Here is a 14,700-nt window from a genome sequence, read left to right as displayed (position 1 = left end):
CATGCCGATGGCTTTTGTATGCACGGCCACGCACTGCGACAGACCGGAAGGAATATGTGTCCGTTATGATCCGTCCCGCCGCCCCCCGGTTTACGGTCAAACTTGCCACGGATCAGGCCGAGGTCGAAGCAGCGCAACGCCTGCGATACGAGGTTTTCGTGCAGGAACTGGGTGCTGGCGGTGCGCTGGTGGATCATCAGGCGCGGCTGGAACGCGACAGGTTCGATCCCTACTTTGATCACCTGATCCTGCGCGATGACAGTGCCGGACGCATCGTCGGGGTCTATCGCCTGTTGCGCGACGATCAGGCCGCACGGGCAGGGCAGTTCTATTCCGAGGACGAATACGACCTGCAGGTTCTGAAAGACAGCAAGCGCAAACTGCTGGAACTGGGGCGGTCCTGCGTTCACAAGGACTATCGCGGCGGCATGGCGCTGATGCATCTTTGGAACGGTCTGGCCGATTATGTTGCCGATCACGGCATCGAAATCCTGTTCGGGGTAGCCAGCTTTCACGGCACCGATGTCAGCGCGCTGGCCCTGCCATTGTCCGCGCTCTACCAGACACACCTTGCGCCGCCCGATCTGCGGGTCAGGGCGCGCGCACCGCATTTTCAGACGATGGACCTGATCCCGAAACATCTGATCGACCGGCGGCGCGCGATGATCGAAACCCCCGCCCTGATCAAGGCCTATCTGCGTCTGGGCGGCTATGTGGGCGAGGGCGCGTTTGTCGATCATTCCTTTAATACAACCGATGTGTGTCTGGTCATGGATACCGCGCGGATGAATTCCAAACACGGGGCGCGCTATAAACGCGGGCTGCAGGGTTAGCGGATGGCAGGCCCGACCTGGCACAGCGACACGCCGGCAGATGCGTACAGGATCACCGTTGCGGGCTGGGTGCGGGTGTGCCTGCGCGGCCTGTGTCTGGGGTGTGTGGTGTTCGGTGGCCTGCTGATCCTGCTGCTGGTGCGGATGATCGAACGTCCGATCTGTGGCCTTGGGCGGCCGGTGACGCCCCACATCACCCAAACCGTGTGCCGCATGACTTTTGTGATCCTTGGCATGAAGCGGCACGTTTTTGGCACGCCGATGCGCGAACGCGGCGCCGTCGTGGCCAATCATGTCTCATGGCTGGATATCTTTGCCCTGAATTCGGTCAAACGGTTCTATTTCGTGTCCAAATCAGAAGTCGCACGCTGGCCTGGCATCGGCTGGCTGGCCCGCGCGACAGGCACCGTGTTCATCGACCGCGACCCAAAACGCGCCAAGGGACAGACACAGCAATTTCAGGACCGCTTGCTTGCCGGACACAAGCTGCTGTTTTTCCCCGAAGGCACCTCGACCGACGGGCAGCAGGTGCTGGCGTTCAAGACAACGCTGTTTGAGGCGTTCATGACGCCCGAATTGCGCGACAAACTGCATATCCAGCCCGTTACGCTGCACTATACCGCACCGCAGGGGCAGGCGGCCAATTTTTATGGCTGGTGGGGCGATATGGACTTTGGCAGCCATATGCTGAAAACGCTTGCCGCATACCCGCAAGGCAGTGTCGAACTGATCTATCATGATCCGGTGCGGGTGAACGCCCATGCCAACCGCAAGGCGTTGGCCGCGGAGCTGGAACGGCGGGTGCGGGCAGGGCACAGGCGCCTTTGACATGCGCGCAGCCAACTGGGTCCCGTGTACGCCTTTTGCCCTTGCGCACAGGGTAAACCTGTCTTATACGCGCGCCATTCAAACCCGCAGGCGGGGTTTGGGCCTTCGGGGGAGACATCCCCGAACGTCCGCCGGTTGAAGCAAACGCTTTGAACCCCCGCTGAGGATAAAACCGGAAAGGTAAACGAACATGGCTCTTCCTGAGTTCACCATGCGCCAATTGCTTGAAGCAGGCGTACATTTTGGCCACCAAACGCAGCGCTGGAACCCCCGTATGGGTCCGTTCATCTATGGCGACCGCAACGGCATCCACATCATGGACCTGACGCAAACTGTTCCGATGCTGGATCAGGCACTGACCGCAATCCGTGACACGGTTGCCAAGGGCGGACGCATCCTGTTTGTCGGCACCAAACGTCAGGCGGCCACGCCGATCGCCGAAGCTGCTGAAAAATGCGCGCAATACTACATGAACCACCGCTGGCTGGGCGGCACGCTGACCAACTGGCAGACTGTTTCCAAATCGATCCAGCGCCTGAAGCACATCGACGAGGCAATGGAAGGCGGCGTTGAGGGCCTGACCAAGAAAGAGCGTCTGGGCATGGAGCGCGATCAGGGCAAATTGCAGGCGTCACTGGGCGGCATCCGCGAAATGGGCGGCACCCCGGACCTGTTGTTCGTCATCGACGTGAAAAAAGAAGCGCTGGCCATCGCCGAAGCCAACAAACTGGGCATTCCCGTTGTGGCCGTGGTGGATACCAACTGTTCGCCCGATGGTGTCGATTACATCATTCCGGGCAATGACGATGCGGCCCGCGCCATCGCGCTTTATTGCGACCTGGCATCGCGCGCTGCCCTTGACGGCATGTCGGCCCAACTGGGCGCGGCAGGCGTTGATCTGGGCGCCATGGAAGAAACCGTGGAAGAAGCAATTGCCGGCGATGCAGCACCTGCCGAGCAAGAGGCAGCTGCCGAAGCCGAAGACACACCCGCCGCAAGCTAAGCGCGCCGGAACCGTCACCGAAATGACATGTGGGGCAGGGATACCTGCCCCCGAACCGATTTTGATTTGAGGAGAGCCGGAATGGCAATCACAGCATCTATGGTCAAGGAACTGCGCGACAGCACTGGCGCAGGCATGATGGACGCAAAAAAGGCACTGACAGAAACCGATGGCGACATGGAAGCCGCCGTTGACTGGCTGCGCACCAAAGGTCTGGCGAAAGCCGCCAAGAAATCCGGCCGTACCGCCGCCGAAGGTCTTGTGGCCGTCATGGTGAAAGACGGGCGCGGCGTTGCCGTCGAAATAAACTCGGAAACCGATTTTGTTGCGAAGAACGCCGATTTCCAGAAAATGGTCGGATCCATCGCTACTGCGGCGCTGGACGCGGAAGATCTGGACGCGTTGAAGGCGGCCGATCTGGGTGGCAAATCGGTCGAGGCAACGATCACAGACAAGATCGCAACGATCGGTGAAAACATGGCCCTGCGCCGCATGGCGTCCGTAAAGGGCGACACGGTTGTGTCTTATGTTCACAACGCCGCGACCGCAGGCATGGGCAAAATCGGTGTTCTGGTCGCAATGACCGGCGGCGACGAAGCCTTTGGCAAACAGGTTGCGATGCACATCGCCGCCGCCAACCCCGCGTCCCTGTCCCAAGCGGATCTGGACCCGGCTGTCGTTGAAAAAGAAAAATCCGTGCAGATGGATATTGCCCGCGAAAGCGGCAAGCCCGAAGCCGTGATTGAAAAAATGATCGTTGGCCGGATGGCCAAGTTTCTGGCCGAAGTCACCCTGCTGGGTCAGGCCTTTGTGATCAATCCCGACCTGACAGTCGAAGCGGCCGCCAAAGAAGCCGGCGCAACCATCACGGGCTTTGTCCGTCTGGAAGTGGGCGAAGGTATCGAAGTCGAAAAAGAAGACTTTGCCGCCGAAGTTGCAAAAGTCGGCCAAAGCTGAGACATCAGACCTAGATCATCGACAAAAAAGCGGAGCCCTCGCAAGAGAGGCTCCGCTTTTCATTTTGATCGCCCGCCTTTGGGGATGGACGGAATAGGCGTATCAAAATCCGGCCTGAGAATGGAAAAATACAAACCCAGGCCGGGGTTCCGGTAAACCGGCCGGTCAGAAGAGCCTTGGTATCGCAAGGGTCCTGGCCGATGTCCCAGAGGCATAAAAAGCCACCACTCACGGAACATGTTCAGAATGTGCCTTTACGCTACGTCAGGAAAGTAAGGGTTTCCTTACCTTTTTGTAAAAGTTATGTAAATCAACCCTCTAGGACGAACATTTGATTATGGAATGCCGCCTTGAGAACAGCCTGAGCCGTGGTTTCGACCGAAAGTGACTCGCGGGCGAGTCGCAGATGCTTTTCCACCGTGGCGGTTGTCAGCCCCATCAGCATCGCAATATCCTGAGTCGTTTTTCCGTCACCCACCCATTCCAGCGCCTCGCGTTGCCGTTTGGTCAGCGCGCGGTTGGGCGCGGTATAGGGCAGGGTCAGGATTTTCAGATGCGCGATATTGTTCATCAGGTGAATATCACGGCCATGTTCGGCCCACACGTCGTCCACATCCTGCTGGCTTAGGCCCTTGCGCGCCGTTAACGCGATTGCCCCTTTGGATCGGGCAGAAACCGCCTTGAAACTGATGGTATATCCCGCCGTCACATCCATCGAATGGTTGAACTGAAACACCTTGCGTTCCGCATCGGTCATTGTTTTTGTATCGATCATATCGGCCAGCATTTTCCAGCTGCCAACCCCTTCATGATCCAGCGCCCACCGCACCATCGGTGCATGGAAATACAGCCCCTGACCCAGAAACACATCCGTATAGGCCGCAGAATGGTTCGTGAGGATCACGAAATCTTCGGGGTCGCCCAAAGACGTGTTGGTGCGATAACGCGTAAATCCGTAAATCAGCCGGTCAAACCCGTATTCCGCCATTTTTTCGGTATGGGCTGTCCACAACTCTTCCAGGCTTTTTGTATTGCTCAGATAATACAGGTATTCCCGCATCATGAGGCGGCCCCCAGATGGTTCAGCATCGCATCAATGGCCATGATATAGCCGAACGCACCAAACCCGCAGATCTGGCCCACGGCGACAGGCGCAATATAGGATGTGTGGCGGAAGGGTTCGCGGGCATGAATGTTGGACAGATGGATTTCGACGACGGGCAGGGCGGCGGAACTGATCGCATCCATCAACGCCACCGATGTATGCGTGAACGCGCCCGCATTCAGAATGATCCCGTCATGTGTGCCACGCGCATTCTGGATCGTGTCGACCAGAATGCCTTCGTGATTGGATTGGGTAAAATCCAGCTGCGTCTTGGTTCCGTTCACATGCGCTTCGCACATCGCTTCGATATCGGCCAGCGTTGTGGCACCGTAGACTTCGGGCTGGCGCAGACCCAGCATGTTCAAATTCGGTCCGTTCAAAACAAGAAGCGATGGCATAACAAGAATTCCTTTTGTGTGATACTTAGCCGTGCGGGGGCAATCCTGTCCAGCACTGCGCGTTTCAACCTGCCGTTGGACACTAGGGTGAGTGTATTGCACAACATCCGGTAAGCCATTGTAATAGATGCAGGAACGTCAGAGTGCCAAATCTGATACAACCTTTATTTACATAATACTGATTATAGGTCTTTTGAATACTGAGATACGGCCACACCAAACCGGCATTCCTTGGGCAGATCAACAGCAGCCACATGCACCGCCCCATTGACCAGCGGCGCGTTTTTTCCGACCCTGACCCGAAATCGGTATCACGGTACACAGTCTCATGACAAACAGCCCTGTCTCAACATTCGACGCACGCACAAGGATCACCGGATGAAAACCCAGGTTGTGATCATCGGTGGCGGCCCTTCCGGTCTTCTGCTGTCACAATTGCTGCATGTAAACGGCATTCACAGCGTCATTCTGGAACGCAAGACCAAAGACTATGTTCTGGGCCGGATCCGCGCCGGGGTGCTGGAACAAGGCTTGGTGGATCTGATGCAGCGCGCCGGCGTCTCAGACCGCCTGATGGCCGAAGGTGATTTTCATGACGGTACGGTAATTGCTTTTGAGGATCAGACCTTTCGCGTCGATTTCACCAGACACACCGGCAAACCGGTCGTTGTTTATGGCCAGACCGAACTGACACGCGATCTGTACGACGCCCGAGAAAAAGCCGGCGCTGATATCATCTATAATGTTGAAAACGTTGAAATTCATGATGCGGACGGCGATACGCCTTCAGTTACATATCAGACCAAAGGCAATTCGCACCGTATCGCCTGTGATTTCATTGCCGGTTGTGACGGTTTTCACGGCGTCAGCCGTCGCACGATCCCCCAGAACGTCCGGAACGAGTTCGAGAAAGTCTATCCGTTCGGATGGCTGGGTGTCCTCTCGCAAACGCCACCGGTACACCCCGAACTGATCTATTCCAATTCCCGGCGCGGGTTCGCGCTGTGTTCGATGCGCAATGCAAACCTGAGCCGATATTACATCCAGTGTCCGATCACTGACGCGGTCGGGGACTGGTCAGACACGGCGTTCTGGACCGAACTGAAACGCCGCCTGCCCGCTCCCTTTGCCGACACGCTTGTGACCGGCCCATCGATCGAGAAATCAATCGCGTCATTGCGGTCTTTTGTAACAGAACCAATGTCTTGGGGGCGATTGTTCTTGTGCGGTGATGCGGCCCACATTGTACCTCCAACGGGCGCCAAGGGATTGAACACGGCCGCGTCCGATGTGCATTACCTTTATTCTGCATTGTGCGATCATTACCTGAACAACAGCAGCCATGGCATTGATACCTATTCGGAAAAGGCGCTTTCCCGTGTGTGGAAGGCTGAAAGGTTCAGCTGGTGGTTCAGCACTCTGATGCACCGCGACCCCAATCAGACGCCCTTTGATCTCAAGATGCAGCAGGCCGAACTGGCATTTCTGCGCGACGATGACATGGTGCAGGCTGTCATGGCGCAAAACTATGTCGGGCTGCCCTATTGAAAGAGGATAAGATGACATACCTTCCCACTGGATATCTGCCGCGCGACCCTGCCGCGCATCCCCCCGCGCTTTATCCCCCCTACAAAAGCAGCGTTGCGCGCGCACCGTCCCTAGCGCCGCTGTCTTTTCCGGCCTCGCCGTCGGAAATCAGCGGTCCGGTGTTCGGCCACAACCTGCTGGGGCCGCAGGACAACGATCTGATTCACAATTATGCGGCTGCGGGGGCCTCTGCAATCGGCCCGCGTATCATCGTTCATGGCCGCCTGAGCGACGAATACGACCGCCCGGTGCGCGGCGCACTGATCGAGGTGTGGCAAGCCAATGCCGGCGGGCGATATCGCCACAAGAACGAGGGATATCAGGCCCCGCTTGATCCCAATTTCGGCGGCTGCGGGCGCATGATCACCGACGATCAGGGGCATTACGCGTTCCGTACGGTGCAACCCGCCCCTTACCCCTGGCCCAACGGCCCCAACAGTTGGCGCCCCGCCCATATCCATTTTTCCGTGTTCGGCCACGGATTTGCCCAGCGACTGATCACCCAGATGTATTTTCAGGGCGATCCACTTATTCCGCTGTGCCCGATCGTGAACAGCCTGCCATCGCCCGACGCGGTTGATCGCCTGATTGCGCCGCTGGACATGGCGGCCACCGCCCCGATGGATGCGTTGTCTTACCGGTTCGACATCGTGTTGCGCGGCGCGCGCCAAACCCTGTTCGAAAACCAGCCCGAGGGGATGTAGAATGACAAAACCGCAAACACCATCGCAAACCGCAGGCCCCTATGTGCATATCGGGTGTATGCCGAATTTTGCAGGCATCACAGGCGTTTACGGCGTGGACCTCGGGCAGGATATGATCACGGGCAAGGCGCAGGGCCAGCGTATCAGCGTGACCGGCACGGTATTCGACGGCATGGGCGCGCCCTTGCGGGATGCGTTGGTCGAAATCTGGCAGGCGGATGCCAATGGCAGGTTTGCCCCCGCCCCCGACGCCGATCCGCATTTTACGGGCTTCGGGCGCACGGCATGTGATCAGGATACGGGCCTGTTCCGGTTCGACACAGTGAAACCCGGTTCCGTGCCTTTCGGCGACGGGCGCGTGCAAGCGCCGCACATCACCTTCTGGATTGTCGCCCGCGGCATCAATATGGGGCTGCACACCCGCATGTATTTCGCGGACGAGGACAACACGAACGATCCTGTGCTTGGCCGGATTGATCCCTCGTCACGCGTCAAAACGCTGATCGCCACACAGGAAAACCCCGGTGAATATAAATTCAATATCCACCTGCAAGTTCCTGATGAAACAGTATTTTTCGACGTTTAGGCGATCAGGTTGCGCACCGCCTGCACAATGCCGTCGCGCGACGGCAGCGTGGCACCATAGGCCGGGCCGGTTGCGATAAAGCTGTCTTCGGCCGTCAGACGCGCGAATGACGGCACGCCTGCCTCGGCCAGAAAGGCACAGATGCCTTCGCTTTGCGATCCTGTACGTCGGCATTCATCCACCACCAGCACATGCTTGCAGCCTTTTACCGCGTTCAAAATCGCCTCTTGCGGCATCGGGGCCAGCCAGCGCAGATCAACGATACGCGTCTTTATTTTCTGTTTTTCCAGAACGGCTTGCGCCTGATGGCTCAGGTAACATCCGTTACCGTAGGTCACGATGGCAACATCCGTGCCCTGCCCGCTCACCGCCACCTCGCCCAGGGGCGCGCCCTCGCCCCGTTCCGGATAATCAAACATCCACTTGCCATCGCCGTCCGCATGCAGATCGCGCATCGGGTAAAGCGCGATCGGATCAATCATGACAACCACGCGCCGTTCCTCGCGCGCAAGCCGCACCGCTTCGCGGTACATCCGCACCGCATCGGCCCCGTTGCTGGGCACGCCGATCACGATACCGGGAATGTCGCGCAAAACGGCCAGCGAATTGTCATTGTGGAAATGCCCGCCGAACCCCTTTTGATAGCCCAGCCCCGCAATCCGCAGCACCATCGGGTTGGTGAACTGCCCGTTGGAGAAAAACGGCAAGGTTGCCGCTTCGCCGCGCAGCTGGTCTTCGGCGTTGTGCAGATAGGCCAGAAACTGGATTTCCGGCATCGGGGTGTACCCGTTCTGCGCCATGCCGATGCTCAGGCCCAATATGCTTTGTTCATCCAGAAGGCTGTCGATCATGCGCGCGGGGCCGAATTTGCCTTGCAGGCCCTTGGTTACGCCATAAACGCCGCCCTTTTTGCCAATATCTTCGCCGACCATGACGATATCGGGGTGCTCCAGCATCAAATCGGCCAGCGCCAGGTTGATCAGCTTGTTCATCGGGTGCTTGGCATCCAACGCGCGCATGTCCGCCGCGCCAAAGGTCTTGGCGCGCTGTTCTGCGGACGGGCCGTTGTGTTTTGGCAGCTTGCGCTTGGGTGGCAGGATCGATGCCATCACATCCCCCGCTGTTTTCAGCTTGGGGCGCGTTACGGCCTGTTCCGCTTCACGTTCAACACGATCCACAAGAGATTGATACAGATTGATTATATCATCTTTTGAGTGCCCCGCGTCCTGCATCAGGCGCGCTGCGGTATGGATTAAGGGATCGTTGCGTTCAGCCTGTTCGATTTCGGCCATCGGGCGGTATGCTGATTCCACGTCCGGCCCCGCATGGCCGTAAAGCCGCACACAGGACATATGCAGCATAACAGGTTTGCGGTTGCGCCGCGCCCAATCTGCCGCAGCGCGCGTTGTGGCATAGGTTTCGACCACATCCAGCCCGTTACACGCCATGTAACGCAGTCCGGGGCGGTGTTTCAGGCTTGCCTCGACCCATCCTCCCGGCGTTTTCGTCGAAATGCCGATGCCGTTATCTTCGCACAGAAACAGCAGCGGCAACGGGACGTTCTGATAAGCCGTCCAGCCGGCAGTGTTCAGCGCCCCCTGTGCCGTGGAATGATTAAGGGAAGCATCACCAAAGCTGCACAACACTATGGCATCATTGGGATATTCCGCATCTATCGGGGCACAGCGCCGCATCAGGCCGATGCTATAGGCCGCACCCACGGCCTTGGGCAGGTGGCTGGCGATGGTCGAGGTTTGCGGCGGGATCGACAGCGCCTTGGATCCCAGCACCTTGTGCCGCCCGCCGCTGATCGGATCATCCGAGGACGCGGTAAAGCTTAGCAGCATGTCCATGATCGGCGTCTGCCCCGGCACCTGCCCCGCCCGCGCGATCTGGAACGCACCATCACGATAGTGCAGAAACGCCGGATCGGTCGGGCGCAAGGCATGGGCCACCGCCGCGTTGCCTTCGTGGCCGGACGATCCGATGGTGTAAAACCCTTGCCCCCTGGCCTGTAATTTGCGCGACACCCGATCCAGATGGCGCGATGTCACCTGAGCGGTGAAAATCGCCAGCAGATCATCCGCACCAAGATCGCCGATGCCTCCGGCGGGCGTTGGCACATCCCCCGACGCCAGACGCGCCAGAAACGCCTCATGCACGATCTCGGCACGATCCATGGTGATATTCCCGCTTTTCGGCCTAGAAAAACGCCTGAAGGCCGGTTTGTGCCCGCCCAAGGATCAGCGCATGCACGTCATGCGCGCCCTCATAGGTGTTCACGGTTTCCAGGTTCATCATGTGACGGATCACATGGAAGTCCAGACTGATCCCGTTGCCACCATGCATATCGCGGGAATGTCGCGCGATTTCAAGCGCTTTGCCGCAATTGTTACGCTTGATGATCGAAATCATCTCGGGCGCGGCGCGGGCCTCGTCCATCAGGCGGCCAACGCGCAGCGCGGCCTGCAAGCCCAATGCGATTTCCGTCTGCATATCGGCCAGTTTCTTTTGAAACAGCTGTGTCTGCGCCAGCGGGCGTCCAAACTGGTGCCGGTCCAGCCCGTATTGACGCGCCCCGTGCCAGCAGGTTTCTGCAGCGCCCATGACACCCCAGGCAATACCATAGCGCGCCCGGTTCAAACATCCAAAAGGCCCCTTAAGCCCCTGAACATGCGGCAATAACGCGTCCTCGCCAACTTCGACATTGTCCAGAACAATCTCGCCGGTGATCGAGGCGCGCAAGCTCATCTTGCCCTGGATTTTCGGCGCGCTCAGCCCTTTCATACCTTTTTCCAGCACAAAGCCGCGGATCTTTCCGTCATGCGCTTCGGATTTGGCCCAGATCACGAACACATCGGCAATCGGACTGTTGGAAATCCACATTTTCGATCCGGTCAGGCGATACCCGCCATCAGTCTTGATCGCGCGGGTTTTCATTCCCGCCGGATCGCTGCCCGCATCCGGTTCTGTCAGACCGAAACAGCCGATCCATTCGCCGCTGGCCAGTTTGGGCAGGTATTTCAGACGCTGTTCTTCGGATCCGTAGGCGTAAATCGGGTACATCACCAGACTGGATTGCACCGACATCATCGACCGGTACCCGCTGTCCACACGCTCGACCTCGCGCGCGACAAGCCCATAGCTGACATATCCGGCACCCAACCCGCCATAGGCTTCGGGAATGGTGGTGCCCAGCAGGCCCATTTCACCCATTTCAGCGAAAATCGCCGGGTCTGTGCTTTCCTCCGCATAGGCCTTCGTCACGCGCGGTTGCAGTTTTTCCTGCGCATAGGCGTGCGCGCTGTCCGCGATCATCCGTTCTTCTTCTGACAATTGATCGTTCAGGTAAAACGGATCGGCCCAGTCAAACGATCCAAGATCGGGGGCATCGGTTGCTTTGAGCTTTGGCGCGATGTTCATGATGTGTCCTTTGCAAGCGGAACGTTATGAGTTTTATGCGTAAAGATTTGCCATTTGCGCCGTCATACGGCAAAGAGCAGGCAAAATACAGTTACAATTCCGCCTGATAACATGAGGAAATGGAATACATGATAGGCCCGCGCCGTTTTTTGCCCTCGATCGCGTCCCTGCGCGCGCTGGAAGCGCTGGACAGGCTGGGCAGCGCATCGGCTGTGGCCGACGAACTGGCGCTGACCCAAAGCGCGGTCAGCCGGCAATTGCAGACCCTGGAAAAGCAGCTGGGCACGACGCTGATCATTCGCGAAAAGAAACGGATGATGCTGACCGGCGAAGCGCAGAAATACGCCGCCGATCTGCGTCAGGCACTGGGACAGATCGCACAGGCGTCGCTACAGGTGCAGACGCGCGCCACCGGCGGGCAATTGACGCTTGGCATTCTGCCGACGTTCGGAATGCGCTGGCTGGTGCCCCGCCTGCCCGATTTTGCCCAGCGTCACCCCGACATTACCCTGAACATGTCGACGCGGCTGGTTCCGTTCAACTTTGCCGAACAATCCCTTGATGCAGCGATACATTTCGGCGATTCCGGCTGGCCCGGAACGCACGGTCTGCGGCTTAAGACCGAACAGGTGATACCGGTCTGTGCGCCATCCGTTCTGAAAACCGGGCCGCTGCATCATGCCCGCGATATCGCATCGCTGCCCCTGCTGCACATCGAAACGCGCCCGCGGGCCTGGGCGCAATGGCTGGAAAGCCACGGAGTGACGGATGCGCACAGTCTGGGCGGTACGATGTATGACCAGTTTTCGACCATCACACAGGCCGCCCTGCACGGGCTGGGCGTGGCGCTGCTGCCGGATTACCTTGTGGAGCAGGACATTGCGGCGGGCCGTCTGGTTGTGGCCCATGGCGGGCCCCTGCGATCGCTGGGGGCATATTATCTGGTCTGGCCAATCAACAAGGATCGCGATCCCGCGTTGCGGGCGTTTCGTGATTGGCTGGAAGGCCAGGCCGAGGATGAAGACACCCTGCCGCGCTGATTCCTACCCCAGCGCGTACCCTGCACCGCGCACCGTACGCACCGGATCCTGCCCGCCATGCTGGGTCAGCACCTTGCGCAAGCGCCCGATGTGAACATCGACGGTGCGGGTATCAACATAGATGTCACGTCCCCAGACCCGGTCCAGCAGTTGTTCACGGCTCCAGACGCGGCCGGGCTTTTCCATGAACGTGCTGAGCAGGCGAAATTCGGTCGGGCCCAGCTTGATCTGGTCGCCGCCACGGCTGACCTTGTGGCTTTCCGCATCAAGTACGATATCTTCGAATTCCAGTCGCTGGCCAACGGTCGACGGGCGCACGCGTCGCAATTGCGTGCGCACGCGGGCCATCAATTCAACCACCGAGTAGGGTTTGACCACGTAATCATCCGCGCCGGTTTCAAGCCCGCGCACCTTGTCCACCTCTTCGGAACGGGCCGACAGCATGATGATCGGGATGCTGCGGGTTTCGGGGCGCATTTTCAGCCGGCGGCACACCTCGATCCCCGAAAGGCTGGGCATCATCCAATCCAGCACGATGATATCGGGAAGGTTTTCGTCCACTAGAAGCAGTGCTTCTTCGCCGTTTTCGGCGCTGACCACCCGAAAACCTTCAGCCTCAAGGTTGTAGGCCAGCACTTCACGCTGCGCGTGTTCGTCTTCAACAAGTAGAATACAGGGCTGATCAACGGCCATGGTCCCGATCCTTATCCTTCCAGTTCAATCGATGTTCTGTCTGCCTTCTGGCGGTCGTCTTCGGGTTTTTCACCGGTGACCAGATAGACAACCTGTTCCGCAATTGAAGTTACATGATCGCCCATCCGTTCGATGTTCTTGGCGATGAAATGCAGATGCATGCAGGCGGTGATGTTGCGCGGATCTTCCATCATGAACGTCAGGAATTCGCGAAACAGGGCATTGTACATCTGGTCCACGTCACGATCACGCCCGATAACATCAAGCGCCAGTTCCGCATCCCGGTGAATATACGCATCGAGCGCGTCCTTTAGCATCACACCGACCTCTTTGGCCATGCGACGCAACGCACCGGCACTGTCGTCAACCGGTGCCATCTGGGCCAGAACACCAGTGCGCTTGGCCATGTTTTTTGCATAATCGCCAATGCGTTCCAGGTTGGCGCTGATCTTGATCACGGACAGGATCAGGCGCAAATCCACCGCCGTGGGGGCGCGCAGCGCGATGACGCGGGCCGCTTCCTCGTTGATCAGTTCCTCCAGTGCGTCAATCGCCTTGTCCGCGGCGCGGACCTGTTCGGCCAGTTCCTCGTCGCGGTTTTCAAGCGAATTCGCGCCGTCCAGAATGGCGGATTCGACCAGACCGCCCATTTTCATGATCTGCGCCTGAATGGCCTCAAGATCGCGGTCAAAGGCCGATGCGATATGTTGTTCCTGCATGGTCATGCTCCCTTAGCCGATCCGGCCGGTGATGTAGGATTCTGTGCGCGGATCTTCGGGATTGGTGAAAATCTGCCCTGTTTCGCCGTATTCCACCAGATTGCCCAGATGGAAAAAGGCCGTTTTCTGACTGACCCGCGCGGCTTGCTGCATCGAATGGGTCACGATGACGACCGAGAAATTCTGGCGCAATTCGTCGATCAGTTCCTCGACCTGCGCCGTGGCAATCGGATCCAGCGCCGAACACGGTTCGTCCATCAGCAAAACCTGCGGTTCGGTGGCCACCGCACGCGCGATGCACAACCGCTGCTGCTGCCCGCCCGAAAGGCCGGTGCCGGGCGCATGCAGGCGGTCTTTGACCTCGTCCCAGATCGCGCCGCGGCGCAGGGATTTTTCCACAATCTCGTCGAGATCGGATTTCGACCGCGCCAACCCGTGAATGCGCGGGCCATATGCGACATTGTCATAAATCGATTTCGGAAACGGGTTGGGTTTCTGAAACACCATGCCGACCATCGCACGCAACTGCACCGGATCGACTTTCCTGTCGTAAATATCCTCGCCTTCGATCAGAATATCGCCGGTCACGCGGCAGATATCAATTGTGTCGTTCATCCGATTGATACAACGCAGAAAAGTTGATTTCCCACACCCTGACGGCCCGATGAACGCTGTGACGGTTTTATCTTCAATATCAACGCTCACATCCTTGATGGCGTGGGTATCACCGTAATAGACATTCACGTCCTTGGCCTGAATTTTGACGTTATGTGTGTCCAAGGTTCTCTCCGCAATTCTCATATCATTCATTGTATCAGATCCTC

Annotated in this window: 15 protein-coding genes; 8 read left to right on the top strand and 7 right to left on the bottom strand. The window is 58.3% G+C overall.

The genetic code is table 11. The features are described 5' to 3' along the window. Positions 1 to 65 precede the first annotated feature (65 nt). The 4 genes from OLX72_RS16210 (at position 66) to tsf (ending at position 3,621) form a co-directional block, all read left to right on the top strand. On the top strand, positions 66 to 833 hold the full coding sequence (locus tag OLX72_RS16210; RefSeq protein WP_433989094.1) for a GNAT family N-acetyltransferase: 768 nt from the start codon (positions 66 to 68) through the stop codon (positions 831 to 833). A gap of 3 nt (positions 834 to 836) precedes the next feature. Then, a complete protein-coding gene (locus OLX72_RS16205; RefSeq protein WP_114870153.1) occupies positions 837 to 1,661 on the top strand; it encodes a lysophospholipid acyltransferase family protein in 825 nt (274 codons plus the stop codon). Between the two features lie 190 nt (positions 1,662 to 1,851). Continuing rightward, entirely contained in the window at positions 1,852 to 2,664 is an 813-nt protein-coding gene (gene rpsB, locus OLX72_RS16200) for a 30S ribosomal protein S2 (RefSeq protein WP_114870154.1), read from the top strand. Positions 2,665 to 2,745: 81 nt separating this feature from the next. Beyond that, a complete protein-coding gene (gene tsf, locus OLX72_RS16195; protein WP_114870155.1) occupies positions 2,746 to 3,621 on the top strand; it encodes a translation elongation factor Ts in 876 nt (291 codons plus the stop codon). A gap of 310 nt (positions 3,622 to 3,931) precedes the next feature. Here tsf and OLX72_RS16190 read toward each other — a convergent pair whose 3' ends face one another. Then, a complete protein-coding gene (locus tag OLX72_RS16190; RefSeq protein WP_114872250.1) occupies positions 3,932 to 4,681 on the bottom strand; it encodes a LuxR family transcriptional regulator in 750 nt (249 codons plus the stop codon). Then, positions 4,681 to 5,124, bottom strand: coding sequence for a type II 3-dehydroquinate dehydratase (gene aroQ, locus OLX72_RS16185; RefSeq protein WP_114870156.1), 444 nt, complete (start codon positions 5,122 to 5,124; stop codon positions 4,681 to 4,683). Before aroQ ends, OLX72_RS16190 begins: the two co-directional genes overlap by 1 nt. Before the next feature lie 378 nt (positions 5,125 to 5,502). Between aroQ and pobA the strand changes: the two genes are divergently transcribed. Genes pobA through pcaG form a run of 3 tightly spaced genes read left to right on the top strand, consistent with a single transcriptional unit; the run spans position 5,503 to position 8,001 of the window. Next, entirely contained in the window at positions 5,503 to 6,672 is a 1,170-nt protein-coding gene (pobA, locus tag OLX72_RS16180; RefSeq protein ID WP_433989093.1) for a 4-hydroxybenzoate 3-monooxygenase, read from the top strand. 11 nt (positions 6,673 to 6,683) lie between these two features. Further along, positions 6,684 to 7,415: a protocatechuate 3,4-dioxygenase subunit beta gene (pcaH, locus tag OLX72_RS16175; protein ID WP_114870158.1), complete on the top strand. Its 732-nt coding sequence runs from the start codon at positions 6,684 to 6,686 to the stop codon at positions 7,413 to 7,415. Between the two features lies 1 nt (position 7,416). Continuing rightward, positions 7,417 to 8,001, top strand: coding sequence for a protocatechuate 3,4-dioxygenase subunit alpha (gene pcaG, locus OLX72_RS16170; protein ID WP_433989092.1), 585 nt, complete (start codon positions 7,417 to 7,419; stop codon positions 7,999 to 8,001). On the opposite strand, the gene OLX72_RS16165 is transcribed toward pcaG, so the two are convergent. Then, positions 7,998 to 10,181, bottom strand: a complete 2,184-nt coding sequence (locus OLX72_RS16165) for a dehydrogenase E1 component subunit alpha/beta (RefSeq protein WP_433989091.1) — start codon at positions 10,179 to 10,181, stop codon at positions 7,998 to 8,000. The two genes, pcaG and OLX72_RS16165, sit on opposite strands and share 4 nt — an antisense overlap. Before the next feature lie 22 nt (positions 10,182 to 10,203). Further along, positions 10,204 to 11,424, bottom strand: coding sequence for an acyl-CoA dehydrogenase (locus OLX72_RS16160; protein ID WP_114870161.1), 1,221 nt, complete (start codon positions 11,422 to 11,424; stop codon positions 10,204 to 10,206). Positions 11,425 to 11,552: 128 nt separating this feature from the next. Here OLX72_RS16160 and OLX72_RS16155 point away from each other — a divergent pair, with 128 nt between their 5' ends. After that, positions 11,553 to 12,464, top strand: coding sequence for a LysR substrate-binding domain-containing protein (locus tag OLX72_RS16155; RefSeq protein WP_114872251.1), 912 nt, complete (start codon positions 11,553 to 11,555; stop codon positions 12,462 to 12,464). 3 nt (positions 12,465 to 12,467) lie between these two features. Here the strand turns inward: OLX72_RS16155 and phoB are convergent, their stop codons facing one another. Genes phoB through pstB form a run of 3 tightly spaced genes read right to left on the bottom strand, consistent with a single transcriptional unit; the run spans position 12,468 to position 14,686 of the window. Then, positions 12,468 to 13,157, bottom strand: a complete 690-nt coding sequence (phoB, locus tag OLX72_RS16150) for a phosphate regulon transcriptional regulator PhoB (RefSeq protein WP_114870162.1) — start codon at positions 13,155 to 13,157, stop codon at positions 12,468 to 12,470. Positions 13,158 to 13,168: 11 nt separating this feature from the next. Continuing rightward, a complete protein-coding gene (phoU, locus tag OLX72_RS16145; RefSeq protein ID WP_114872252.1) occupies positions 13,169 to 13,876 on the bottom strand; it encodes a phosphate signaling complex protein PhoU in 708 nt (235 codons plus the stop codon). Between the two features lie 12 nt (positions 13,877 to 13,888). After that, complete coding sequence (gene pstB, locus OLX72_RS16140) at positions 13,889 to 14,686, bottom strand: phosphate ABC transporter ATP-binding protein PstB (protein WP_114870163.1); 798 nt, start codon at positions 14,684 to 14,686, stop codon at positions 13,889 to 13,891. Positions 14,687 to 14,700: the final 14 nt, after the last annotated feature.

The sequence above is a fragment of the Sulfitobacter sp. TBRI5 genome (genome assembly GCF_051013555.1).
In the GTDB taxonomy this organism is placed as follows: domain Bacteria; phylum Pseudomonadota; class Alphaproteobacteria; order Rhodobacterales; family Rhodobacteraceae; genus JL08.
Note: the sequence above shows the minus strand (reverse complement) of the source record. Positions and strands in the feature narration are given on the sequence as shown.